This is a genomic window from Paenibacillus sp. T2-29 (assembly GCF_052921365.1).
The window spans coordinates 14,499-35,613 of record NZ_JBREVE010000017.1 but is presented as its reverse complement, the minus strand read 5'-3'; the positions used below and the strand labels follow the sequence as shown (position 1 = coordinate 35,613).

The following is a 21,115-nucleotide window of genomic DNA, read 5'->3' as shown; positions in this document are numbered from 1 at the left end:
GCCGCAGCCCTCCACAGCCGTTTAACCAAACGTATGTACTTATAAATTAAATATTTGGAGGTTATTAACATGAAAAATCGTGTCGAACTGAGCGGACTGGTACGAGGTGGAGTACAGGAGAAATTTGAAAAAGAGTGGGACCGTGTCATGGAAAACATTGATGATCCTAATACGTCTGCAACGGCTGTACGCAGCATCACAATAAAGGTGAATCTTAAACCGGATGCAAAACGAAAAACCATTAATTCTGCCGTTGAAGTCAAGTCAACCATTGCGCCCGACAATCCATTGGATACTACCTTTATCATGGGTACTGATAAGGATGGGAATGTGGTGGCACAGGAATTGCTTTTCGGGGACGAAGAAGACCAAACGTTTTTTGATAATGAAGGCACTGTTCGTACTGGTACTGGAGAAGAGGTTGACCCGGAGACAGGGGAATTAAAGTCCGGTACAGGTAATGTGGTTAGCTTTAAATAATATAAAACCAAAAATTAGGAGGAACTACAAATGATTAAAGAAGCAATGCAGTATATCGCGGGTTTGGCAAACAAGGAAATTAAAGAAGTTGGTGGTCAAGTATTTTCTACCGGAAAGCTGGAAGAGATTAATGAACCCACTACCACCGCGTTAAAGGTAAATACTCTTTCCGCAATGGTCACGTATCTGAAAGAAAACTATGACAAGGTAGACCCCGTGTTGGTCCATGTAGTTAGTGAAACTGACGTGCGAGTTCTCAGCACCTTCAACCGAGACAAACGCCGCAACGTGTTGGTAAATGCATCCGCTGTGCTTCCAGATATTAATTTTGAACGCTTCATGGATGTAGAGAACTTCAACATCCAATTGCAAGCCTGCTTTGTAAAAAACGATGATCGGGATGCTGTATTGTAGCTAGTAGGAAACGTCAAGGAAGAGACAGGAAATACCTATGCAGACGATGGGGTAACGCAACAGGTAACAGCGAAAAGTGGGGTCGCCAGTCTTGAAAAAGTAACGGTTCCTAATCCCGTTAAACTGAAACCGTACAGAACGTTTATTGATATCCCACAACCAGAATGTAGCTTTGTGTTCCGTTTGCAAAATGGTCCGAAAGCAGCCCTGTTTGAGGCGGACGGTGGAGCATGGAAGCTACAGGCCATGGCAAGTATTAAGGAGTTTCTAGAAAAAGAACTGAAAAATGAAATTGAATCCGGTTTTGTAACCATTATTGCTTAATACATCCTTGGGGCGGCTAAGGCTGCCCCTCTACCAAGGGAGATATCACATATGCCGAATGCAAACGGTTGGCTTTCGAGAGACGAGGTAAAACAAATCAATGTTCCCGTGCTGGTACCGGACAAGGACGCACAGCGGGGCAAATGGCACAATGGACTGCCTCCGGCTGGAGGGTTATTGCTTACGCGAACGAGCTGCGTAACCATGAATTGTCCGGTAGCGGAAAACGAAACGCCTGTAGCATACATGTACAATCCAAAGTACCGATCCGAATACAGATATGCCCCTTTTTACTTCCGTACTAAAGAGCAGTTGAACGGCGGGGAAACGGTATGACGCAGTTGGAATTTAACTTTTACCAAACGGACGTTGTGCCTGAGACACCGGATTTACGCAAAGGGCATGACGGACAATTTCTTAATGGCTGTTATTACGAACGCAGCACTGGAGATTTTGTATCTTATGTGCTGGGAAGACGACACCACGTATTCAATGTGGAGGTTCTTACAAAGGAATGGATGGAAAAGACCAAGCGGGAACGTTGGATCGAATAGACCGCCCCCAAGGGCAGAGAGGACATAACACACATGGATAAAGCAATTTTAACCCAAGCGCAGGCGGAGGCAATTGATTCAATTCAAGCCGCATTCCATTGGACAGCAGAGGCGTTTGTCCGCAGCCATGCAGCAGATCCGCACCAATGGGTGGAGCCTTGCGATGTGCTCAACGGAGTTCCTTTGGATTTAATCATACGCGCGTTTTACATCGGTTATGAAGTAAGGCAAACGATGGAAGAACAGATGCTTGCACATTTCAAAGAACCAAAAGGTTATTTAGCGGAATATGACACGGAGGACGTAATTTATCGAAAAGGTATGGCGAAAGCTCTTGAAATAGCAGGCATTAAAGTACCCGGCATTAACGATTAAGCCCCATAGGGGATAAGAAGGAGGCTTAGCCCTCCATAAGGGGGAGAGACACAATGCATCCCCTATACCAAAGGAGAGATATACCATGTGGCAAATAAGAAAATACGATATGAAGCATTTTTGGGACGAAAACTATGAGTTGATGGAGCTTATAAAGGATGTTCCCGAAGAACCCGAGCCAGACTGTATTCTTGAGATTGATGGAAAAAATTATCGTTGGTGTGCTGTCAGTCATAAAGAAAGGGTTTATGGAGTGAAGGAAATCACCTTGAATCAAGATCCAGAAGAAGAAGCATATGGAGATTTCAAATGTCCTTATTGTGGGTCTGTTGACGATGATGCTTGGGAACGTCCAGACGATGGCACTGTTGAGTGTGGTTCTTGCGGATCGAAGATTGAATATGAGAGAAATGTGGAGGTCACATATACAGTTACACCTGTGAAGATGGCAAAGATCGTAAGGCTTTAACGTGTGGGAGAGGCATAACAGCCTCTTACCCTATACTCCTATATACCACCTATAAGGAGCTGATAGAGCAATGAACGCAGCGAGTGAATGGATCAAGTATGATCCAACAGATAGATCAATCGAAAGTCACGTAGACCACTTGGTTATAACGAGTTCAGGGGGTTGCAGTATTGCACAACATGCTAAGTCACTGGTTAGTGATGGATATGTTTGGTACGGCATTGGTGGTTACAGAATCAACAATGTAACCCACTATGCAGCAATAAAGCCACCGACAGATACCCAAGGAGGCGGTAAAGGTGAGTGAACGGACATATAAGCTGCTGAACGGCAAAGAGTTGATATTAGATGGTGATGGCTTATGGATGCGGCATCCTGAACTTGGGATAGAAACAATGAGAGTAGAGTCGGTATTAGGTGACCTGCTTGCCCTGGTAGACTCACTCCAGCAAGCGTTGGAGCAAACACAGTATCATCTGCATCGAGAGCAGTATATGTCTGCTGAATCTGTAGTCGACGCAGCATTAGGGGAGTAACCACCAATACAATACGCTCCTGCACTCTGACGGAGCGTTGGAAGGATGATAGATATGGCAAAAGGAACCTTTATGTATGAGTTGAAGCTAAACAAAAATGACAATGTTCCAGCGGTCATACAGCTTCCGGGACAAATGATTGAGTTTGAAATAACAGAGAGGGACTTAAACAGAATGTTGCATCTTTATTTCATGAAGCGGATGGAGGGATGATATTGCCTAAATTCAAGCGAAACATTAGATTACCTGGTCCTCCAAAAGTGAATATCAATAGAATACGGTTTGAGCTAACTTTGGGCGGTAATTCATATTGGCAAGGCATAGCTAAACAGCTTCTTGATGAAATAGACCGGATGAAAACTATCATGAAAGAATCTTCTTCTGCTTTATCTGAAACAATCAGGCTGTCGGACGAGCTAATAGAGGATCATAAGCAAATAGCACGTATGTGGCATGATAAATATTTGGAGTTGCAAAGGAAATATGAAGGATGAACACAACAAAGCCCCCGCAACCTTGTCAGGGAGCACGGGGGCCTGTTACTTCATTTCTCAATCCCAGTATATCACAAGGGGGAATGAGGATGCTTGCAAATGAGGATAAGCCCATGAAACAACTAATGGAACCTATAGATTTAGGAGCAGCGACACCCCTCAACTATCGCAAGGCAAGGAATATAGCAAAGCGAATATATGAAGAAGCAACTGCTGCTGAAAAGGAAGTTATCTCCGATATGATCAGAGATTGTGAATTTGTGGAGGAATGGCTAGTAACTGGGAGAAGACCGGGGAATAAGCGAGGGGTTGAAAGGCTGGCTGCCTACCAGCGAGAGCGGCCTGTAGACCCATTGAGGATGCAGGCATATGTACAAAAGAATCACGCAGGTAGTCCGGCTAATTTATCTGATTGGCAGCTATTCCAAATAGAGGACGCACTATCTACACTCAGTCCACGCGAGCGCGAATGCTACACTATGGCACATGGACAATGTTTTAGCCGGAGTCAGATTGCTGAGTATTTGGGTATTACTAAGGATAGTGTTACCGAATATGTGGAGAGGGCACAGAAAAAAGTTTCACAGGCAGTCTCAGAAAGCTTATTTTTGTCCCCCAACTGCCACCTATAGGTAGAAACTATTTTGTGGTTGTCACTGATAGTTTTAAAACATAAGCAGACATAAGGGCGCAGGGTAACCGCGTCCTTTTTGTTATGCAAACAATAGGAGGAAACAAAATGCCAGCAGAAGCAAGTGCAGTGAGAAACGGTGGGTTTGGTTATCTGGACAAGAATGGAATCTTTCACGTTGAGTCCACTGAAGAAAGAGCAAAGACAGAAAGCAAGACAGGCAAAGTGATTAGTTACGCTGGACCACACACCTATGGTTATCCGGCTGTACCACGTAATGACGGAGAGTATGACCAATTAGCTATTACGTTGCATGCAGACGGTACACTAACCGAGCATGACGGTATTGCTATTCCGGCTCACATCGCCAAGGTAGTGCTAGAGCTTAAATAATACCTTACCCGGTTTATGCCGGGCTTGTGGTGCATACAGGACTATGGGCGGTTCGATTCCGCCGTGCGTCAAAAAAGAAAACCCACCTTTCGGCGGGTTCAATTCTTGCGATTGTATATGCTGGCTTCTTCCTTACGCTCCAGGACATCAGAGCGCAGGAATAGCCGTTCGCGGTTAGTTTCTTTAACTGGGACGAGCTTGCCGCGTTTCACGAAGCTGTGAAGGTTCTGGCGTGAGCAATCCAGTAGTTCCATAGTTTCATTGGTGCTGACTATCTCAGTCTGTATCCAAGCAATTAATTCGTCTTTATCCTTAAAGGTGTACATTCGTTTTCACCACTTTACAATGATAATGGTTATGGCGGCTAAGTTGATAATCATGGATGCTACACACATTACCATTGTAGCCTTGTTCATGTTGGATGCATTCATACATTCAGCCCCTTGTGGTATAATGTGAGTAAAGAAGAACGAACCTCGTGTATTTCACCAACCCTCAGGAGAAAGCCGCTTGCGCGGCTCCCTTGAAGGGTCGTCTGATTAGCGAACCAGAGCGGTGATGAGGGTGATGATTGAAGTTGTCAGGCTAATGATTGCAGTCACTAGCACGACTTTAGCAATTCTTTCATCACGTCGTTCTTCTTTTCTCGTTTTACGCATATTGTTCACCTCCTTTCTATACTTTAATTATACTATATATATTTACGTACGTCAATATATATTTACGAGATAAGTCACTTTTTGAGTGGCTTTTTTTGTTGTTTAAAAACAGGTGAGGAAAATTATCCTGAGCAGAACGAGGTGACCGATACATTGACCAACCCATTCTATAAATCAAAACGTTGGAGGCGAAAGCGTGCTGCTATCCTGAGGCGTGATAAATACATGTGCCAAGAAAGCAAAAGGTACGGCAAAGCTGAATCGGCTGTCACGGTACATCACATCTATCCGCTGGAGCATTACCCAGAGCTTGCGCTAAAGGATTGGAACTTAGTATCACTATCGGACAAGCAACACAACGCAATGCATGATAGACAATCGCATGAGCTTACAGAGCTAGGCAAAGCATGGCAAGCAAGAGTAAGGGAACATTTCGACAGAGAGCAGGGCAACACATGAGGTTGTACCGTGCTTACAATCAGTACACAGGTGATGCACCGATACACGTTATCGTTATAGCTGACAGTGATGAGGAAGCAAGTTCATTAGCTGCTAAACAGTTCAAGGCTGACGAACGCAGTAAACGACACGATGCTTCATGGTGGAACAATATACAGGTTGAGCTGCTTCATGAAAGTTGTGAAGATTCTTTTGTAAGCGAGCTGAGCGAATAAATTTGAAATTATTTTTTTGGAAATATTTTTTTTAGAAAGCCCCCCCTTTTTATTTTTTTAAAAAATTTTATCTGGGGACCGGGCAGGGGAGCCTTTTCCAATAGAGCGGGGTCCCAAAAACTTTTTTTGGCCTAAAAATATACAGTAAATGGGAGGTGAAGGCATGTGGCGAAGTCACCAACAAAGGAGACGATCAAGCGGGCAACTGTTGCGGATATGAAAGCACTTGGTATTCATAAACCGCAGTACAATAGGATAATTGACATATACGCGGAACTGGTTTTTCAGTACAACACGCTGACCAAAGAGTTTGAGGAAGGTGGTTACCAATATGAGGTAAGTACCGATCAGGGAGGCGCAAAAAAAAGCCCAATTCTTGCATCTCTTGAAACGTTGCGTAAGGACATTTTGGCATACTCCGACCGCCTCTGTCTGAATCCGAAGTCCCTTGAGACTGTGACGGTTGAAACGAAAGGGAAATCCGCTCTTGCGGCTGCATTAAGTGAGCTTTCATGAACAAATTTAAGAATTATGATTTGGTTATGGAGTATGCCAACAGTATCATTGAGGGTAGAAAGATTGCGGGGAAAGAGATTGTCCAGGGCTGTGAACGATTCATGCGCGATCTGGAAAACCCGGAATACACATTTGACCCTAAAGACGCTGAATTTGTCATTGGGATCATAGAAAAAACGTTCGTTCATGATGTGGGGGAACGATTAGACGGCACTCCATTAAGTGGGGAGCCTTTTTTATTGGAACCGTGGCAAAAGTTTATCATTTACAATCTGCTGGGGTTCTATCATAGGGGCAGCATCCTGCGAAGGTACAAAGAAGCCTTTATTTTCATTCCTCGTAAAAACGGAAAGACGCGGTTTGTGGCTGCATTGTCTTGGGCACTGGCATTACTGAATCGACGTTCCGGTTCAAAGATTTACATTGTCGGCGCTGCGCTTGAGCAGTCGTTACAAAGTTTCAATTTTATCAATTACAACCTAGACAAAATGGGCGAAAAAGAAAATTTCCGCGTTCTGGACAATAACCAAGAGCATAGCATAAGCGGCGATTTAGGCGATGGTACTCTGTACATTAAGGCATTAGCCGCTAACCCGGATAAGCAGGATTCTTTAATCTGTAATATCGCCATTGCTGACGAGCTACACGCTTACACCAAGCCGAAGCAATATAACATCATCAAAGAAGCCATGAAGCCGTATTCCAACAAGTTAATGATTGGTATTACTACTGCGGGCGATAACATGACAACCTTCTGTTATCAGCGGTTGCAGCTTTGCAAAAAAATACTGGATCAAACGGTACAGGATGAAACTTACTTTGTATTTATTGCTAAGGCGGACGAGGACCCGGATACAGGTGAAGTTGATTACACTGACCCGGTGCAACATGAAAAAGCGAATCCGAATTATGGCATAACCATTCGTCCAGATGACATCCTTAATGATGCTCTGCAAGCCCAAAATGATCCACAGCAACGTAAAGACTTCTTTTCCAAGTCATTGAACGTGTACACCGCCGCAATGCGGGCTTACTTCAATTTGGATGAATTTAAAGCGTCTGACCGTAAATATAAATGGACACTTGAGGAATTGGCGAAGCTTCCTATTGACTGGTATGGCGGGGCTGATTTGTCTAAGCTGCATGACCTGACAGCATCGGCACTGTATGGTAGCTATGGGGAAATAGATATTGTGGTTTCACATGCTTGGTTCCCAGTGGTAGCCGCAGCCAAGAAAGCGGAAGAAGACAACATTCCGCTATTCGGCTGGAAGGAAGATGGCTGGCTGGATATGTGCAATAGTCCTGTAGTCAATTACGCAGATATTGTGAACTGGTTTGTCAAAATGAAGAAGATGGGCTTCAAGATTAAACAGGTGGGTTTTGACCGGAAATTCAGTCGAGAGTTTTATTTGAACATGAAGCGGTCTGGTTTTTCCATGATTGACGAGCCTCAATATTTCTGGCGTAAATCTCAGGGGTTCAGACGTATTGAACAAAAAACGAAGGAAGGAAAATTTTATTACCTTCATTCGCAGGCATATGAATATTGTGTGCAGAACGTTAGCGCCATAGAAAAGACGGATGACATGATTCAATACGAAAAGGTGAACCCTCAGCAGCGCATAGATATATTCGATGCGTCTGTTTTTGCATGTGTAAGAAAGCTTGAAAATATGGAAAAGTCCACGAGTGCTTCAAAGTGGCTTAATGGAGGTGGGTGATTTGGGGCTAAGAGACTGGATGCGCAAGAAACGTGACACACGGGCTGCACCGGAAAGTAGTATTGGTTATTTCCTGACACAGGATGCATATGACACGCTTTGTGTACCTGGTTATACAAGGCTTTCCGATAATCCTGAAGTGAAGATGGCTGTTCATAAGATTGCTGACTTGATCAGCAGCATGACAATTCACCTGATGCAGAACACGAGTGATGGGGATATTCGCGTTAAGAATGAGCTTTCTCGCAAGCTGGACGTTAATCCTTACAGCCTCATGACGCGTAAAGCATGGATATACAACATCGTTCAAAACCTACTGCTTTCGGGCGAGGGGAATAGTGTGGTATATCCCAAAATATCAAATGGTTTGATAGCCGATTTAATCCCACTCAATCCGTCCAGCGTCAGCTTTATGGAGACATTGGACGCATATCAAATTTTATATAAGGGAAAGACCTATCAGCATGATGAGGTACTTCACTTTATCATAAACCCTGATCCTGACCGACCATGGAAAGGGCAGGGGTACCGGGCTGTACTCAAGGATATTATTCATAATCTCAAGCAGGCTACGGCGACCAAGAAGGGGTTTATGTCCGGTAAGTATATGCCCTCACTCATTATTAAGGTTGACGCGAATACGGCGGAACTGAGCAGCGAAGAGGGCCGCGAAAAAGTATTTGATATGTATTTGAAACGATCTGAGGCAGGGCAACCGTGGATCATTCCAGCGGAAATGATTGACGTGGAGCAGGTCAAGCCCCTGAGCCTGAACGATTTGGCAATAAACGATTCGGTACAACTGGATAAACGGACAGTGGCGGGCCTCTTCGGAGTGCCGGCTTTTTTTGTTGGCGTGGGTGACTTCCGGAAGGATGAATATAACAGCTTCATCAATACGACGATTCTGCCGATGGCTACCGGACTTGTCCAAGAATTGACCCGCAAGCTGCTTTTTAGCCCGGATTTATATTTCAAGTTTAATCCCCGTAGCCTTTACGCTTATGACCTCAAGGAGCTGGCAGATGTCGGAAGCAACCTTTTTGTTCGCAGCCTCATGTTAGGTAACGAGGTACGGGATTGGATCGGTTTATCGCCGCTTGAAGGATTGAACGAACGCATCATTTTAGAAAATTATATCCCTGCTGGCATGATTGGTGATCAGAAAAAATTAAACCAGGGGGGAGGTGAGGATGATGGATAGGAGTCAGAAGGTTGTGCGCAGCCTGTACACGGAGCTAAAAACCCGATCTGAACAGGATGGACAGGACATGTTCATTGAAGGCTATTTTGCCGTGTTCAATCGTCAAACGGAGTTATGGACCGGAGCATTTGAAGAGTTGGCCCCTGAAGCTTTTAATACCACGCTGGGGAACGACGTACGGGCGCTCATTAACCATGACACAACGCTGGTACTTGGTAGGAATAAATCTGGCACGCTGGAGCTTAAAGCCGATTCTCACGGCCTGTGGGGGCGTGTGAAGGTGAATCCGAACGATAGTGACGCAGTGAACATGTACGAGCGCGTCAAGCGCGGAGACGTGGACCAGTGTTCCTTTGGCTTCAACATTTTGAAAGAGGACACGGATTGGCGAGACGATGGAACTGTTAAATGGACCATTCGAGAAGTTGACCTTCACGAAGTTTCCGTTTGCACCTTCCCCGCTTATGCAGATACGGGAGTACAAGCGCGAAAATCTGAGGTTGAGCAGCACCGGGAGCGACAGCTCCAGCAACGAAAACACCAATTGAAAGCGAGGCTGAAATAATAATGGCACTTAGACAAATTATGCTGGCAAAAAAGATTCAGCAGCGTAAAGCTGCTCTTGAAGAACTGTTGGGGCAAGAACGCAGCTTGCAAACGAGAGCCGATGAGTTGGAATCCGCAATTGAGGAAGCCGCCACCGACGAAGAAATTGCAGCTGTAGAAGAAAGCGTTACGGAACTGGAGCAGGAGAAGACGGGGGTTGCTGAACAGAAAGGCGTATTGGAAGGCGAGATTGCAGCACTTGAAGGAGAACTGGAACAACTCAACAGCCAAGCGCCTGATAATAAATCAACCCCTTTACCAACTCCAGCACCATCCGAAAGAAACCATACACAAACAGGAGGCGAAACAAGAATGAGAGGCAACAAATACGAGACACGGGCGCAAACACTTGAAAGATTGAACCAACCGGAGGTACGTGATTTTTATTCCGCACTGGCTACGGCTGTGAAAGAAAATCGCGCACTCACTGGAGCAGATGCAACGATTCCTACCGTTGTTATTGACATGATCCGCACACGAATTGGCGATTTTAGTCGGTTGTACAAAGAAGTTGAGGTTGTCCCGCTGAATGGTGATGCACGTGTTATTTTGGACGGTGCAATTCCTGAAGCAATTTGGATTGAAATGTGTGATCCGGTTCAAGAGCTGACAGATGCCTTCACACAAACCGAACTGGATGGCTTTAAAGTGGGCGGCTTTATTCCTCTGTGCAACGCCATTTTAGAGGACAGCATGATTGATTTGGCGAATTTTGTCGAACGTCGTTTAGCGATGGCTATCGGTAAAGCTTTGGACAAGGCTATTTTGATCGGTGCAGGCCCGACAGCAAAACAGCCGCTTGGTGTGGTTACAGCTTTGGCATCTGAGGCTGACCGAAACGTTGAGGTTGACGGTTCCATAGAAAGCATCGTTACCAAAATGGCTTTGATTGATGATGGAGAAGATGGCGCACCGATTGAGGAAGTTATTGCCGTTATGCGCCGTTCCACTTATTACAAGCACATTGTGCCGCAAACTCTTGTGAAAACGGCGGACGGTAGAGTGGTTGTCCAAACTGTCACCAATCCAATGTTGCCCGATGGCACACGTATTGTCTGGTCACAATATGCACCTGCTGACACGATCATCCTGGGTGACTTCAAAAAGTACCTTTTGGCGGAACGTGCAGGCGTCAAAATTGAAAGCTCGAAGGAAGTCCGTTTCATTCAGGATCAAACTGTTTTCAAGGGAACGGGGAGATACGATGGTAAACCAGTTTACACAGAGTATTTTGCCGTTATCAAAATTACAGTGGGGGGTGCTCAGGGATGAGCAAGTTTACAGCGGTAGTAACTGAGGATGTGGCAGCAAACCGACTCCTATCTAAAACGGTAGGAGCAGAGGGCATCACGTTGGCGGCAACTACAGCGGGTGGTACTCCAGACTTCCGCTCCACAGGGAGACTGAAAAAGGACGAGGAAATCACCGTGACCATTAACAACAGTCCATCTTGGTTGGTGGAAGCTGGTGAGGATATCACGGCAGGTGCAACGGTGGCAGCCGGGGCGGGTGGCGTGGTTGTAGCGTCAGCAACTGGATTCGGATACATCGTTAAGGCGGTTAAGGCTGGCGAATTGGCTTCCGTGATTCGGTCTACTACCGGAGGGGGCGCAGGGCAACCAGGGCCAAAGGGTGACAAAGGAGCAACAGGCCCAGCGGGACCAACCGGGCCAGCAGGACCAAAGGGCGATAAAGGCGATACTGGGGCAACGGGCGCAGCCGGGGCAAAAGGTGACAAGGGCGATAAAGGCGATCCGGGCGAGGTCACAAAGGCCCAGTATGACGCTCTAGCGGCCCGCGTAACGGCTCTAGAAGGCGCGGGTTAATATGGACGCCACCGCTATTGTCGAACTTGTAAAAGAACGGCTGGGCATTCGTACAACTGTGCGTGACACCTATCTGGAGGCTATTGCAAAATCAGTCATTACCGAATTGGAAGATGAAAAAGAGCTTACGCTTGATACGGAGAACTTCAATCATCTTCTTTTTTGTGCTGATTATGCTACATGGCGGTATCAGTCCCGGGATGAATCCGGGGCTATGCCGCGTCACCTTCAATTCAGATTACACAACCTAATCCTTCATAACCGGAGGTCGTTATGAGTTGGGATTATGAACTTACATTAATCAGGCCCGGTGAAATTACACAGGACGATATAGGCAATCAGATTCCCGGCGATCCAGTAGAGACGGTCGTTTTGTGCAAACTCCAATCTGTGGGACGTACTGAGTTTTACAATGCAGCGGTTGCAGGGCTACGGCCTGAAATGGTGTTTGTTATTCATGGCTATGAGTACAACTATGAACAGTCTGTCCGTTTTGATGGCGTACTGTACAGGGTGGTTCGTACCTATGCAACCGGATTTGAAGAATTGGAATTGACTTGTGAGAGGGTGGCGGCAGATGGCTAGTGACATTGAGATTGATCAGCTTGTTTCCGAAATCACCCGCGCCGTACAGGAATACACCGATGATGTGGAAAAAGGGATTGACCAGCATTTGGATGAAGTAGCGGAGAAGGTACGCCAAGAAGCGGAGACAAGCGCACCTAAGCATACCGGGAAGTACGCCAAGGGATTCAAGGTTTCCGATCAAAGCAAAGGCACACTAAAACGGCTGGTGGTCTGGAATAAAAAGTATTCCCGCCGTGTGCATTTGCTGGAATTTGGACATGCCAAGCGCGGAGGTGGGCGGGTAAGGGCTTATCCTCACTTGCGGCCTGCATATGATCACCATGCGGCACATCTCGCTGATGATATCAAGCGCATCATTCGTAACGGAGGTAATGGGTAGTGGAACAATCTGAGCTATTTGTCGAACTTAAATCACTGGGAATGCCAGCAACATATAGTCATTTTACAGTGACAGAGAAAAATCCTGCCCCGGCCCCACCGTTCATTACATTTCAGTTTGCATATAGTTCTGACATGATAGCGGATAACAAAAACTATCTGGAAATCAGCAATTTCCAAGTGGAGCTGTACACCACTAAAAAGGATTTGGCTTCTGAAAAGAAAGTCCAAGACAAGCTGAAGGAACTGGACTTACCCTACTCAAAGCTGGAAAGCTGGCTAGATGATGAAAAACTGTATCAAATTTTATATGAAATTCAATTAATTGGAGGGTAATGATATGCCAGAAAATAAAGTGACCTATGGTTTAGAGAAAGTTCATATTGCTTTTAAAGACACAAACAGTGCCACACTTGCATGGGAAAAACCGCAGCACATTGACGGAGCGGTTCGCTGGACACCAGAAGCACAAGGTGAGTCCAGTACCTTTTACGCGGAAAACCGAGCTTATTTCATTGCCACATCAAATAACGGCTACACGGGAGAATTGGAGTTTGCACTGATTCCAGATGCCATTATCGCCCGCATGTTGGGCTGGGAAATTGATGAGAACGGTATGCTGGTCGAAGTTACGGACGGTATCCCCCAACCATTTGCTATTCTTGGGCAGGTGCAGGGTGACCAAAAAAACCGCCGTTTTGTCTACTATGAAGCCCAAGCTAGTCGTACCGCAAAGGAACGGACAACCAAGGGTGCCAGCGTGGAGCCTTCGACAGACGTTCTCTCTGTTACAGTTTCCCCGATTGAGATAGCAGGAAAAACAATTGTAAAGGGCGACATGGAACTCAATGATACGAATGCTGCTGCTTATAATGCGTTCTTCGAATCTGTATATACACCAGTTCTCACAGGTACTGGAGTAACCGGAGGTGCTGAAGCATGAGAGAACTGAACATGGGTGGAGGTAAAACGGTAAGAGTCAAGGCGACCCCCTTGGCTCTTTTGTTTTACAAACAAGAATTTAAGGCCGATTTGCTGGCGGATCTGCTGAAATCATTTGGACCGGGATTTAAGCCGGGCGCATCGGATAAAATCGACCCCACAAAATTTATGGAGCGATTCGACACCATACTCATTTTGCAAATTGTGTGGGCCATGGCAAAGGCGGACGCTTTCGGCAAGCAGTTCCCGAGCTTCCCAAACTGGCTCAGTGAGTTTGATGATTTAGACGTATATGGTGATTTTCTGAAAGATGCCTTGGAGGAGGCCGGAGACGGATTTTTTCGTAAAGGGAGATCCAAACCAAACAGATAAGCCATCTCAGAATAATACCCGTGACCGAATGGAAATTGAATTGCTTGTGATCGGTAAGCGTGTAGGCCTTAGCTTTTCAGAAATGAATGAACTCAGGGTAACGGATCTACTGGACATGGCTCACAGCTTCACAGGCAACAAGCCGGGCGGTTCGAGGGAAGCAGTACAAGAAGATATTGATTCATTTTACAGCAGATAGGGGGTGCAGTAGTTGGCTGAAACAATCAAGGGTATTAACGTCGTCATTGGAGCGGAGACAACCGGACTATCTGCGGCCCTGTCTGACGTGAATAAGCGAAGTAAGGATTTACAGGGGGAGCTAAAGCAGGTTGAAAAACTCCTGAAATTAGACCCCGGAAATACAGAATTATTGGCACAAAAGCAAAAGATTTTAACGGATGCAGTCGCCAACACATCGGATAAATTGAATACTTTGCGTGCTGCACAGCAACAGGTTAACGAACAGTTTGCCCGTGGGGACATTACCGAAGGACAGTATCGGGCCTTTCAGCGCGAATTGGTTCAGACAGAGCAGGAATTGAAAAAGCTTCAAAACAGTCTGAATAGCCTGAATGCACCACAAATTGATGTCGTGATTAACGGTGACACACGTAGTTTAAACGATGCCTTAGCAGATGCCAATAAGAGAAGCAAGGATTTACAAGGGGAGTTAAGACAAGTAGATCAACTCTTGCGATTCGATCCAAGTAACACGGAGCTTCTGGCGCAAAAGCAAAAGCTACTGACGGATGCTATTGCTAACACAAGCGACAAACTCAACACGCTTCGCAGCGCTCAACAACAGGTCACAGAGCAGTTTCAGCGTGGAGATATATCAGAAGAACAATATCGAGCCTTTCAACGTGAACTGGTCCGTACTGAACAGGAGTTAAAACGCTTTGAGAATGGATTACGCGAAGCCCGTGGCGAACTGGACGATCTGGAAGATGAAGCAGGAGACGCAGGCGATCAGCTTGGGCAAGTAGGGGACAAATTCAAAGCAGCTGGAGACAAAATGAAGGGAGTCGGCACCGCCTTGACTGTTGGCGTGACGGCTCCTCTTTTGGCTCTTGGTACGGCTGCGGGAAAAGTTGCCTTGGATTTGGATGCGGCTTCCGGTAAAATGCGGGCTTCGCTGGGCGTGACCGCAGATCAGGCAGATAAACTGGCGTTGGCTGCTCAAGGCATTTGGAAGAACGGGTTCGGTGAAAGCCTAGATGAAGTAAATGAAGCGCTTATCACTACCCGTACTAACATCCAAGGTCTGGACGATTCAACATTAACGGATCTGACCCAAAAGGCGGTCATTTTAAAAGAAGCATTTGATGCTGAGGTCAATGAGACTACCCGAACCGCTTCGGTACTCATGAAAAACTTTGGTATCGACGGTTCCGAGGCAATGGATCTTATCACGGTCGGCTTTCAGCGAGGCGGCAACTTTTCAGATGAATTGCTGGATACCTTACGGGAGTATGCACCGCAGTTCAAGGGGTTGGGATACAGTGCAGACGAGTTCACCGCTATTCTGATTGCAGGCGCAGAAAAAGGCGCGTTTAATCTGGACAAAATTGGGGATTCCGCAAAGGAGGCATTCCTCAAGATTGGGGACGGCAGTGGTGGTTCACGTGATGCCCTGAAGGCTTTGGGTCTGGACTTCAAGCAAGTTGAAAATGACATTGCCAGCGGCGGCGAATCGACGAAGAAGGCATTCACGGCTGTTGTAACGGCTATTTCTTCGATCAAGGACCCTGCGCAGCGGGCGCAGACCGCAATTGCTTTAATGGGTACCCCGTTAGAGGATTTAGGACCTCAATTCCGGGACTTCTTTGCCACGGCGAACACAGATCTTGGAACCTTTATTGGCTCTACGGATGCAGCAGGTGAGGCACTACAGGACAACTTTGGAGCGCGGGCTTCGAAGATGTGGCGAGAACTGCAAACCGATTTGGTTCCACTGGGGCAAGCGCTATTGGATCTGGCAGAGGAACTGCTTCCCAAAGTGCAAGAAGCGCTAAAGGGTGTAACGGATTGGTTGAAAAACCTGTCGCCCGAGAGCGCAAACACGGTTTTAGCTATTGGAGGCATTGCGGCAGCAGTAGGACCTTTGTTAATTGGACTTGGGGGATTAGTGTCCACGATCGGGACGGCGGTTACGGCCTTGGGTGCCATTGGAGGCGCGGCGGGTGTGACTGGGGGCGCTATGGCGTTACTCAGTAATCCTGTAGGTTGGGTTGTTGCTGGTCTGGCAGCCATTACAGCAGCAGGCGTAGCGCTTTATGCCAATTGGGAAGATATCATGGAACTGTCCCCGGTGTTACAGGGAGTTATTTTTGCCCTTGCAGGGCCTGTTTCTATCGTTGTAGCAGCCATTAAAGGCATTCAAGATGTCATGTCAGATTCTATTCCGGCAGTAGAACGATTCGGGGAGGATATTTCCGCCAGCACGCAAGAGGCGGCAGGCGCATTCCTTGATTTGAATGATAAAGCCACTGTAGCTCTTAACCAACTTCAATGGTCAGGTCAGGCTGTTACACAAGCTACGGCACAAAGCATTATAGATACCTTTTCACAAATGGGGGACCAAGTTCTAGCAGCCATGCAGGAGGATCATGCTGCACAGCTCCAAACCATGACAGATTTTTATGCTAATTCTGCTGCGCTCACTGAGACGGAAGAAGCCGCCATTCTGGAGAAGATGAAGGCCCACCAAGCCGCTCAGGAGTCTAATGTTCAGGAAGGACAACGTAAAATTGCGGCGATTCTGGAGGAAGCCAAGAACCAGAAACGGGATATTACAGATGCCGAGCGTACCGAGATTAACCGCATCCAACAGCAAATGGTGGAAACTGGAATTCAGCATATGTCCGAAAATGAGCTGGAGCAACGCGCCATCATGGAACGGATGAAGCAGAATGCAAGCGATCTGAGCGCACAGCAAGCGGCGGAAGTCGTTGCCAACAGCGTCAAGCAGCGGGACGAAACGATCAAGGCGGCTGATGAGCAGTTCAATGATGTGATTAAGACGATCATCCAGCAGCGTGACGAGGCCGGCACGATCACGGCGGAACAGGCAGATAAGCTTATTAAAGAGGCGACAAGACAACATGACGAAACAGTTGCCAAAGCTAAAGGAATGCACGAATCAGTCATTGCCGAAGCCAAGAAGCAGGCAGGGGAACACGTTAATGAAATTGATTGGGAAACGGGGCAAATCCTGAGCAAGTGGGATGTGTTTGTTACCAGTACAAAGACCAAACTCAATGATTTATGGACAGCTACCAAAGGTATATTTTCCAAAATGTATCAATCAGTAGCGGATGAAATGAAGAAAATCTGGAAGAACATTACCGACGAATGGAACGAAATCGTTGCTTTCTGGAAGAGTATAGACCTTACACAAATTGGTGCGGATATCATAAACGGGCTGGCAAACGGAATAAAGAGCAAAGCGGAGTCTGTTGCCAAAGAAGCCAGAGCGGTTGCGAAGAAAATCAGTGACTCTATTACTGAATTTTTCGATATGCACTCACCTTCAAGATTAACGACAGGGTACGGGCGATTTGTCAGCGAAGGGTTAGCGATTGGTATTCGTAAGGCGGGTTCAGATGCAGCGCGAGCAGCACAGGAAGTGTCTGCTATGGTTGCGGATTCGATTCAACCAACAATGGACGACCTGAATGATGTTTCAATTCCGAATCTGTCTGGATTGCAGTCGTCAACTGGTGCGGCTGCTGCTGCTTTTGGGCAAAACAGCAACACAACCACATACAACATGGATGGTATGTTTTCAGGAGCCACATTTAGCGTGCGGTCTGACAATGATATTAAGCAACTGGCCCGCGAAATTTGGTCTATGACCGAGCAGCAAAGCCGGGCAATGGGAGGTGCAAGAGCATGAGTGCAAGTCTTTGGCTGGGGAATAAGTCAAACGAAGATCTTGGTTTCTTAGTGCTAGGCACATCAAAACGCCCGGCGCTTCCGGGTACCGTGGATCGTACACTAGCAATCGCGGGACGTAATGGCGTATGGGATTACGGAGCCGACTTGGGAGCAAGACAGTTTACTTTTGACTGTGCATTTAACGGACGTGATCCTTTCCGACTACAACAACTCACTATGCAGCTTGCTGCTCATTTGGTTGACAGCTACGGCAAGCCACGAGAGATGGAAATGCGGCTGAGAGAGCGGACGGATCAGTATTTTATTGTCCGTTTATCTGGCAGTCTTGATATAGAACGTATCATGGGGCTAGGAAAATTCTCTTTACCCTTTATCGCCTTTGATCCGTTCGCATACAGCAATCAGGAACGTATATACGAAACGACAATCACTCATTCTCCTGAGGATATTCAGATTTTCTCAGGCGGGAATATCAGGGCATTTCCATACATCGTCCTAACTAATGTAGGAACCACGACATTACGCAGCTTCCGAATTGCGAACGAATATCAAGTAGAATAGGAGGTCTTTATATTGGCAGATATATTACTAAGTAAGTCGAACTGGTGGAAAACAGCCTGTATTAATGCGGCTTTGCGTGGAGTGAACTTTGCTTCTCCTCAAACGCTTTACATTGCCCTATACACCAGTAGTCCTACGGATGCGGACACAGGGCAGGAGGTAAGCGGTGGAGGCTATACGCGCCGTGCTGTGACGTTCTCTGAACCAGTTATAGCGGATCGTAGGGCTGTTACGTCCAGCGTGGGGGATGTCTCTTTTCCTATCGCTGGAGCAGATTGGGGATTGATAACACACATAGGCATTCGGACAGCAGCAACCGGGGGCAATCTTGTCTATCACGGTGCAGTCAAAACACCGCGCACGGTACAGACCAATGACACACTTCGGTTTCTTGCCGGGCAAATAAAAGTAGATGAAGGGTAGGTGTGAAGCGTGGAAAAAATGTATCCACCAATTGTAAATTCACCGAAGACGGAGCTTTCAGAGCTGATAACGGACACGCAAACGGAAATTACTGTTGCTAATGCGTCCGTGCTGCTTCAAGGCGAGGGGATTGCAGTCATTGGGAACGGGGATGTAGCAGAAACCATTACGTATACATCGGTAGAGGATAATGTACTGAAAGGCTGTGTGCGCGGATATGAGGGCGTTGCCCGTGCTTGGCCTGTCGGTACACGGATTGCACGCAATTTTACCGCTGCTGACTTTCGGACAGTGCAGGATAACATCAATGAAATAGACAACAAGGTAACTACCCTTAATACTACAGTTGTAGAGAAGACGCAGAATGCTTCTCTAACTAAAAAGGGTATCACTCAACTATCCGAGGCTGTTGACGGAACGCGGAATGATATAGCAGCTACAGAGAGTGCAATAAAAAAAGCTTATGATCTGGCTAATAGCAGAGAAACACCAGCAGGAGCGCAGGCAAAAGCGAATACGGCAGAAACAAATGCTAAAAACGCAAGTTTTCCTAAATCCGGTGGTCGTCTTACTGGGGATGGTCCGATGATAAGTTTGGTTGGTACTACGCATGCATACATTGAATTTTTTCCGAAAGGAGTAAGTGAAGGGCGAAAGGCCTATTTAGGGTTTGGTGATCCGGGAAAACTTGACGTAAATTTTGTTGCCGATTCGGGAGAATTGAGTTTTGCAGATATGAACGGAAGAGTTGGTTTAAAAACCATCATGGACATGTACACAGGTAATGGGAGTCCCGAGGGGGCCGTATCTGCATATCCAGGCTCTTTATACCGGAGGAGAGACGGAGGCCCAGGTTCTACTTTGTATGTAAAAGAGGGCGGCGCTGGCGGTAACACTGGATGGAGGGCGTTATGATAAAAGAATGCGTGATACTAAATGGCGAGGTAATCAATATTGGCCCTTGGGACTACCGAAAACAACAAGTACAGACTGGGGTAGATAAGGACCAAAACCCAATCTATGAGGAGCAAGTCACGAACCCGCTGCCTGAGGGTGTGGTAATCGAGGAACGGGAAATTGAAGTTGCACCGGATGGCGGTCTGATTGTAAAGGGTTCTGCACAGCCGACCAGTCATGAACTTCTTGGACAGCAACTCGCAGAAATGAAGATTCAAACCATGCAACAAACTCAACTTTTAGCCAGCATGGGCGCTGAACTAGCAGCTACAAAATTAGAACTAATCAATCTGAAAGGGGCTAATCAGTCATGACATTTTGGACTCTTGCTTTTAAGTGGAACTGGGTAACGGCAGAGAAATTGAAGGGCGCAGTAATCACGGAGACAAATCGTTTCGGAGAAATCACACCGGAAGAATACAAGACCATTACAGGCGTGGACTTCCAGTAAGGAAAATTTTCCTTGCCTGATAGGAGGACGCTATGTTTAATGGTGGATTTAATAGCCTTGGTTTTAATATAGGGGATGTAGAAGGGAACATTATTGACCTTTCTGCATCTCTTTCTGGTTCCGGGCAAGTGTACTCTAGAAAGCTTGAGACGGATGGAACCGAAAGCGATAATGCGTTTAACCTCATGTCGTTTAATGTGGATGAACCCGGTACAATAACGGAATACATTTTGGAGTTTGTTTTGGATATGACAGCAGAGGCTAATCTGTCCGGTGAAGGTCAGGCGCAGGCCGATTTTGTCCGTGAATATGCCTTGGAAGCCGTACCAATGTCGGGCGAGGGACGTATAACGGATGCTGTATACATTAGAGAAATCTTGGCGCAGGCCGTACCTATGCACGGTGAAGGTCGCATAACAGCGGATGCCAGCAGATTCCATACGGACTATATTGAGCTTATAGGTTTATTTGCTCCAGGGGATAAGGTCATTATTGATTCTAAGAATCTCAAAATAACAAAGAATGGCCAGAATGCTTTGCACGAGATGCAGGGCAATTTTTTTGATCTAAATCTTGGGAACAACGTCCTGACATGGACGGACCCGGAAACTGGGCGTGACATTTTGTTCCGTATCACATACCGAGATCGGTACGTATAGGAGGG

The 21,115-nt window shown here is 46.5% G+C and carries 35 protein-coding genes; 34 read left to right on the top strand and 1 reads right to left on the bottom strand.

Features of this window, described 5'->3' with window-relative positions; all coding sequences use genetic code 11:
* Positions 1-69: 69 nt before the first annotated feature.
* From ACU1JV_RS26785 to ACU1JV_RS26730, 12 genes are all read left to right on the top strand, one after another.
* A complete protein-coding gene (locus tag ACU1JV_RS26785; protein ID WP_446724744.1) occupies positions 70-480 on the top strand; it encodes a hypothetical protein in 411 nt (136 codons plus the stop codon).
* 30 nt (positions 481-510) lie between these two features.
* Entirely contained in the window at positions 511-894 is a 384-nt protein-coding gene (locus ACU1JV_RS26780; RefSeq protein WP_446724743.1) for a hypothetical protein, read from the top strand.
* Between the two features lie 174 nt (positions 895-1,068).
* A complete protein-coding gene (locus tag ACU1JV_RS26775; RefSeq protein ID WP_209440977.1) occupies positions 1,069-1,218 on the top strand; it encodes a hypothetical protein in 150 nt (49 codons plus the stop codon).
* A gap of 51 nt (positions 1,219-1,269) precedes the next feature.
* Entirely contained in the window at positions 1,270-1,554 is a 285-nt protein-coding gene (locus ACU1JV_RS26770; RefSeq protein WP_446724742.1) for a hypothetical protein, read from the top strand.
* Entirely contained in the window at positions 1,551-1,772 is a 222-nt protein-coding gene (locus ACU1JV_RS26765) for a hypothetical protein (protein WP_446724741.1), read from the top strand. The genes ACU1JV_RS26770 and ACU1JV_RS26765 overlap by 4 nt, the downstream gene beginning before the upstream one ends.
* Positions 1,773-1,805: 33 nt before the next feature.
* Positions 1,806-2,147, top strand: coding sequence for a hypothetical protein (locus ACU1JV_RS26760; protein WP_446724740.1), 342 nt, complete (start codon positions 1,806-1,808; stop codon positions 2,145-2,147).
* Between the two features lie 85 nt (positions 2,148-2,232).
* A complete protein-coding gene (locus tag ACU1JV_RS26755; protein WP_446724739.1) occupies positions 2,233-2,616 on the top strand; it encodes a TFIIB-type zinc ribbon-containing protein in 384 nt (127 codons plus the stop codon).
* Positions 2,617-2,915: 299 nt separating this feature from the next.
* Positions 2,916-3,152: a hypothetical protein gene (locus ACU1JV_RS26750; protein WP_446724738.1), complete on the top strand. Its 237-nt coding sequence runs from the start codon at positions 2,916-2,918 to the stop codon at positions 3,150-3,152.
* A 54-nt stretch (positions 3,153-3,206) separates the two neighbouring features.
* Positions 3,207-3,365, top strand: a complete 159-nt coding sequence (locus tag ACU1JV_RS26745; RefSeq protein WP_446724737.1) for a hypothetical protein — start codon at positions 3,207-3,209, stop codon at positions 3,363-3,365.
* A 2-nt stretch (positions 3,366-3,367) separates the two neighbouring features.
* Entirely contained in the window at positions 3,368-3,646 is a 279-nt protein-coding gene (locus ACU1JV_RS26740; protein ID WP_446724736.1) for a hypothetical protein, read from the top strand.
* An 89-nt stretch (positions 3,647-3,735) separates the two neighbouring features.
* Positions 3,736-4,278: a sigma factor-like helix-turn-helix DNA-binding protein gene (locus ACU1JV_RS26735; protein WP_446724735.1), complete on the top strand. Its 543-nt coding sequence runs from the start codon at positions 3,736-3,738 to the stop codon at positions 4,276-4,278.
* A gap of 107 nt (positions 4,279-4,385) precedes the next feature.
* Entirely contained in the window at positions 4,386-4,670 is a 285-nt protein-coding gene (locus ACU1JV_RS26730) for a hypothetical protein (RefSeq protein ID WP_446724734.1), read from the top strand.
* Between the two features lie 98 nt (positions 4,671-4,768).
* On the opposite strand, the gene ACU1JV_RS26725 is transcribed toward ACU1JV_RS26730, so the two are convergent.
* Positions 4,769-4,996 carry a helix-turn-helix domain-containing protein gene (locus tag ACU1JV_RS26725; RefSeq protein ID WP_446724733.1) on the bottom strand — a complete coding sequence of 76 codons (228 nt, stop codon included), beginning with the start codon at positions 4,994-4,996 and terminating at the stop codon, positions 4,769-4,771.
* 558 nt (positions 4,997-5,554) lie between these two features.
* Between ACU1JV_RS26725 and ACU1JV_RS26720 the strand changes: the two genes are divergently transcribed.
* The 22 genes from ACU1JV_RS26720 (at position 5,555) to ACU1JV_RS26615 (ending at position 21,110) form a co-directional block, all read left to right on the top strand.
* Positions 5,555-5,788, top strand: a complete 234-nt coding sequence (locus ACU1JV_RS26720; RefSeq protein WP_446724732.1) for an HNH endonuclease — start codon at positions 5,555-5,557, stop codon at positions 5,786-5,788.
* Entirely contained in the window at positions 5,785-6,003 is a 219-nt protein-coding gene (locus tag ACU1JV_RS26715; RefSeq protein WP_446724731.1) for a hypothetical protein, read from the top strand. Before ACU1JV_RS26720 ends, ACU1JV_RS26715 begins: the two co-directional genes overlap by 4 nt.
* 165 nt (positions 6,004-6,168) lie before the next feature.
* Positions 6,169-6,519, top strand: coding sequence for a P27 family phage terminase small subunit (locus ACU1JV_RS26710; protein ID WP_069291499.1), 351 nt, complete (start codon positions 6,169-6,171; stop codon positions 6,517-6,519).
* Complete coding sequence (locus ACU1JV_RS26705; RefSeq protein WP_446724730.1) at positions 6,516-8,243, top strand: terminase large subunit; 1,728 nt, start codon at positions 6,516-6,518, stop codon at positions 8,241-8,243. The genes ACU1JV_RS26710 and ACU1JV_RS26705 overlap by 4 nt, the downstream gene beginning before the upstream one ends.
* Position 8,244: 1 nt before the next feature.
* Positions 8,245-9,447 carry a phage portal protein gene (locus ACU1JV_RS26700; protein ID WP_446724729.1) on the top strand — a complete coding sequence of 401 codons (1,203 nt, stop codon included), beginning with the start codon at positions 8,245-8,247 and terminating at the stop codon, positions 9,445-9,447.
* Positions 9,440-10,012, top strand: coding sequence for an HK97 family phage prohead protease (locus tag ACU1JV_RS26695; protein ID WP_446724758.1), 573 nt, complete (start codon positions 9,440-9,442; stop codon positions 10,010-10,012). Before ACU1JV_RS26700 ends, ACU1JV_RS26695 begins: the two co-directional genes overlap by 8 nt.
* Before the next feature lie 2 nt (positions 10,013-10,014).
* Positions 10,015-11,325, top strand: a complete 1,311-nt coding sequence (locus tag ACU1JV_RS26690; RefSeq protein WP_446724728.1) for a phage major capsid protein — start codon at positions 10,015-10,017, stop codon at positions 11,323-11,325.
* Positions 11,322-11,879 (top strand): head fiber protein, encoded by a 558-nt coding sequence (locus ACU1JV_RS26685; protein WP_069291504.1) that lies wholly within the window; start codon positions 11,322-11,324, stop codon positions 11,877-11,879. The genes ACU1JV_RS26690 and ACU1JV_RS26685 overlap by 4 nt, the downstream gene beginning before the upstream one ends.
* A 1-nt stretch (position 11,880) precedes the next feature.
* Positions 11,881-12,156 carry a hypothetical protein gene (locus tag ACU1JV_RS26680; protein WP_446724727.1) on the top strand — a complete coding sequence of 92 codons (276 nt, stop codon included), beginning with the start codon at positions 11,881-11,883 and terminating at the stop codon, positions 12,154-12,156.
* Complete coding sequence (locus ACU1JV_RS26675; protein ID WP_446724726.1) at positions 12,153-12,464, top strand: phage head closure protein; 312 nt, start codon at positions 12,153-12,155, stop codon at positions 12,462-12,464. The genes ACU1JV_RS26680 and ACU1JV_RS26675 overlap by 4 nt, the downstream gene beginning before the upstream one ends.
* Complete coding sequence (locus ACU1JV_RS26670; protein ID WP_446724725.1) at positions 12,457-12,846, top strand: HK97 gp10 family phage protein; 390 nt, start codon at positions 12,457-12,459, stop codon at positions 12,844-12,846. The genes ACU1JV_RS26675 and ACU1JV_RS26670 overlap by 8 nt, the downstream gene beginning before the upstream one ends.
* Positions 12,846-13,181: a hypothetical protein gene (locus ACU1JV_RS26665; protein WP_446724724.1), complete on the top strand. Its 336-nt coding sequence runs from the start codon at positions 12,846-12,848 to the stop codon at positions 13,179-13,181. Before ACU1JV_RS26670 ends, ACU1JV_RS26665 begins: the two co-directional genes overlap by 1 nt.
* A gap of 4 nt (positions 13,182-13,185) precedes the next feature.
* Positions 13,186-13,788 (top strand): major tail protein, encoded by a 603-nt coding sequence (locus tag ACU1JV_RS26660; protein WP_446724723.1) that lies wholly within the window; start codon positions 13,186-13,188, stop codon positions 13,786-13,788.
* Positions 13,785-14,159 carry a hypothetical protein gene (locus tag ACU1JV_RS26655; protein WP_446724722.1) on the top strand — a complete coding sequence of 125 codons (375 nt, stop codon included), beginning with the start codon at positions 13,785-13,787 and terminating at the stop codon, positions 14,157-14,159. Before ACU1JV_RS26660 ends, ACU1JV_RS26655 begins: the two co-directional genes overlap by 4 nt.
* 28 nt (positions 14,160-14,187) lie before the next feature.
* The gene (locus tag ACU1JV_RS26650; RefSeq protein ID WP_336078527.1) at positions 14,188-14,358 is read left to right on the top strand and encodes a hypothetical protein; all 171 of its coding nucleotides are present in this window, start codon (positions 14,188-14,190) and stop codon (positions 14,356-14,358) included.
* A 12-nt stretch (positions 14,359-14,370) separates the two neighbouring features.
* Positions 14,371-18,057: a phage tail tape measure protein gene (locus ACU1JV_RS26645; protein WP_446724721.1), complete on the top strand. Its 3,687-nt coding sequence runs from the start codon at positions 14,371-14,373 to the stop codon at positions 18,055-18,057.
* Entirely contained in the window at positions 18,054-18,620 is a 567-nt protein-coding gene (locus ACU1JV_RS26640; RefSeq protein WP_446724719.1) for a distal tail protein Dit, read from the top strand. Before ACU1JV_RS26645 ends, ACU1JV_RS26640 begins: the two co-directional genes overlap by 4 nt.
* 12 nt (positions 18,621-18,632) lie before the next feature.
* Positions 18,633-19,043, top strand: coding sequence for a phage tail fiber protein (locus ACU1JV_RS26635; RefSeq protein WP_446724718.1), 411 nt, complete (start codon positions 18,633-18,635; stop codon positions 19,041-19,043).
* 18 nt (positions 19,044-19,061) lie between these two features.
* Entirely contained in the window at positions 19,062-19,958 is an 897-nt protein-coding gene (locus ACU1JV_RS26630) for a phage tail protein (protein ID WP_446724757.1), read from the top strand.
* Positions 19,955-20,314: a hypothetical protein gene (locus tag ACU1JV_RS26625; RefSeq protein WP_446724717.1), complete on the top strand. Its 360-nt coding sequence runs from the start codon at positions 19,955-19,957 to the stop codon at positions 20,312-20,314. The genes ACU1JV_RS26630 and ACU1JV_RS26625 overlap by 4 nt, the downstream gene beginning before the upstream one ends.
* A complete protein-coding gene (locus ACU1JV_RS26620) occupies positions 20,311-20,451 on the top strand; it encodes an XkdX family protein (RefSeq protein ID WP_019686685.1) in 141 nt (46 codons plus the stop codon). Before ACU1JV_RS26625 ends, ACU1JV_RS26620 begins: the two co-directional genes overlap by 4 nt.
* Positions 20,452-20,483: 32 nt before the next feature.
* Complete coding sequence (locus ACU1JV_RS26615) at positions 20,484-21,110, top strand: phage distal tail protein (RefSeq protein ID WP_446724716.1); 627 nt, start codon at positions 20,484-20,486, stop codon at positions 21,108-21,110.
* Positions 21,111-21,115 lie beyond the last annotated feature (5 nt).

What these genes read in the sequence shown, in the direction of transcription:
- ACU1JV_RS26785 (WP_446724744.1), top strand. Translation starts at nt 70, where the DNA reads ATGAAAAATCGTGTCGAACTGAGCGGACTGGTACGAGGTGGAGTACAG.
- ACU1JV_RS26780 (WP_446724743.1), top strand. Translation starts at nt 511, where the DNA reads ATGATTAAAGAAGCAATGCAGTATATCGCGGGTTTGGCAAACAAGGAA.
- ACU1JV_RS26770 (WP_446724742.1), top strand. Translation starts at nt 1,270, where the DNA reads ATGCCGAATGCAAACGGTTGGCTTTCGAGAGACGAGGTAAAACAAATC.
- ACU1JV_RS26765 (WP_446724741.1), top strand. Translation starts at nt 1,551, where the DNA reads ATGACGCAGTTGGAATTTAACTTTTACCAAACGGACGTTGTGCCTGAG.
- ACU1JV_RS26760 (WP_446724740.1), top strand. Translation starts at nt 1,806, where the DNA reads ATGGATAAAGCAATTTTAACCCAAGCGCAGGCGGAGGCAATTGATTCA.
- ACU1JV_RS26755 (WP_446724739.1), top strand. Translation starts at nt 2,233, where the DNA reads ATGTGGCAAATAAGAAAATACGATATGAAGCATTTTTGGGACGAAAAC.
- ACU1JV_RS26745 (WP_446724737.1), top strand. Translation starts at nt 3,207, where the DNA reads ATGGCAAAAGGAACCTTTATGTATGAGTTGAAGCTAAACAAAAATGAC.
- ACU1JV_RS26735 (WP_446724735.1), top strand. Translation starts at nt 3,736, where the DNA reads ATGCTTGCAAATGAGGATAAGCCCATGAAACAACTAATGGAACCTATA.
- ACU1JV_RS26730 (WP_446724734.1), top strand. Translation starts at nt 4,386, where the DNA reads ATGCCAGCAGAAGCAAGTGCAGTGAGAAACGGTGGGTTTGGTTATCTG.
- ACU1JV_RS26725 (WP_446724733.1), bottom strand. Translation starts at nt 4,996, where the DNA reads ATGTACACCTTTAAGGATAAAGACGAATTAATTGCTTGGATACAGACT.
- ACU1JV_RS26720 (WP_446724732.1), top strand. Translation starts at nt 5,555, where the DNA reads ATGTGCCAAGAAAGCAAAAGGTACGGCAAAGCTGAATCGGCTGTCACG.
- ACU1JV_RS26715 (WP_446724731.1), top strand. Translation starts at nt 5,785, where the DNA reads ATGAGGTTGTACCGTGCTTACAATCAGTACACAGGTGATGCACCGATA.
- ACU1JV_RS26705 (WP_446724730.1), top strand. Translation starts at nt 6,516, where the DNA reads ATGAACAAATTTAAGAATTATGATTTGGTTATGGAGTATGCCAACAGT.
- ACU1JV_RS26695 (WP_446724758.1), top strand. Translation starts at nt 9,440, where the DNA reads ATGGATAGGAGTCAGAAGGTTGTGCGCAGCCTGTACACGGAGCTAAAA.
- ACU1JV_RS26690 (WP_446724728.1), top strand. Translation starts at nt 10,015, where the DNA reads ATGGCACTTAGACAAATTATGCTGGCAAAAAAGATTCAGCAGCGTAAA.
- ACU1JV_RS26685 (WP_069291504.1), top strand. Translation starts at nt 11,322, where the DNA reads ATGAGCAAGTTTACAGCGGTAGTAACTGAGGATGTGGCAGCAAACCGA.
- ACU1JV_RS26680 (WP_446724727.1), top strand. Translation starts at nt 11,881, where the DNA reads ATGGACGCCACCGCTATTGTCGAACTTGTAAAAGAACGGCTGGGCATT.
- ACU1JV_RS26675 (WP_446724726.1), top strand. Translation starts at nt 12,153, where the DNA reads ATGAGTTGGGATTATGAACTTACATTAATCAGGCCCGGTGAAATTACA.
- ACU1JV_RS26670 (WP_446724725.1), top strand. Translation starts at nt 12,457, where the DNA reads ATGGCTAGTGACATTGAGATTGATCAGCTTGTTTCCGAAATCACCCGC.
- ACU1JV_RS26660 (WP_446724723.1), top strand. Translation starts at nt 13,186, where the DNA reads ATGCCAGAAAATAAAGTGACCTATGGTTTAGAGAAAGTTCATATTGCT.
- ACU1JV_RS26655 (WP_446724722.1), top strand. Translation starts at nt 13,785, where the DNA reads ATGAGAGAACTGAACATGGGTGGAGGTAAAACGGTAAGAGTCAAGGCG.
- ACU1JV_RS26650 (WP_336078527.1), top strand. Translation starts at nt 14,188, where the DNA reads ATGGAAATTGAATTGCTTGTGATCGGTAAGCGTGTAGGCCTTAGCTTT.
- ACU1JV_RS26640 (WP_446724719.1), top strand. Translation starts at nt 18,054, where the DNA reads ATGAGTGCAAGTCTTTGGCTGGGGAATAAGTCAAACGAAGATCTTGGT.
- ACU1JV_RS26630 (WP_446724757.1), top strand. Translation starts at nt 19,062, where the DNA reads ATGTATCCACCAATTGTAAATTCACCGAAGACGGAGCTTTCAGAGCTG.
- ACU1JV_RS26625 (WP_446724717.1), top strand. Translation starts at nt 19,955, where the DNA reads ATGATAAAAGAATGCGTGATACTAAATGGCGAGGTAATCAATATTGGC.
- ACU1JV_RS26620 (WP_019686685.1), top strand. Translation starts at nt 20,311, where the DNA reads ATGACATTTTGGACTCTTGCTTTTAAGTGGAACTGGGTAACGGCAGAG.
- ACU1JV_RS26615 (WP_446724716.1), top strand. Translation starts at nt 20,484, where the DNA reads ATGTTTAATGGTGGATTTAATAGCCTTGGTTTTAATATAGGGGATGTA.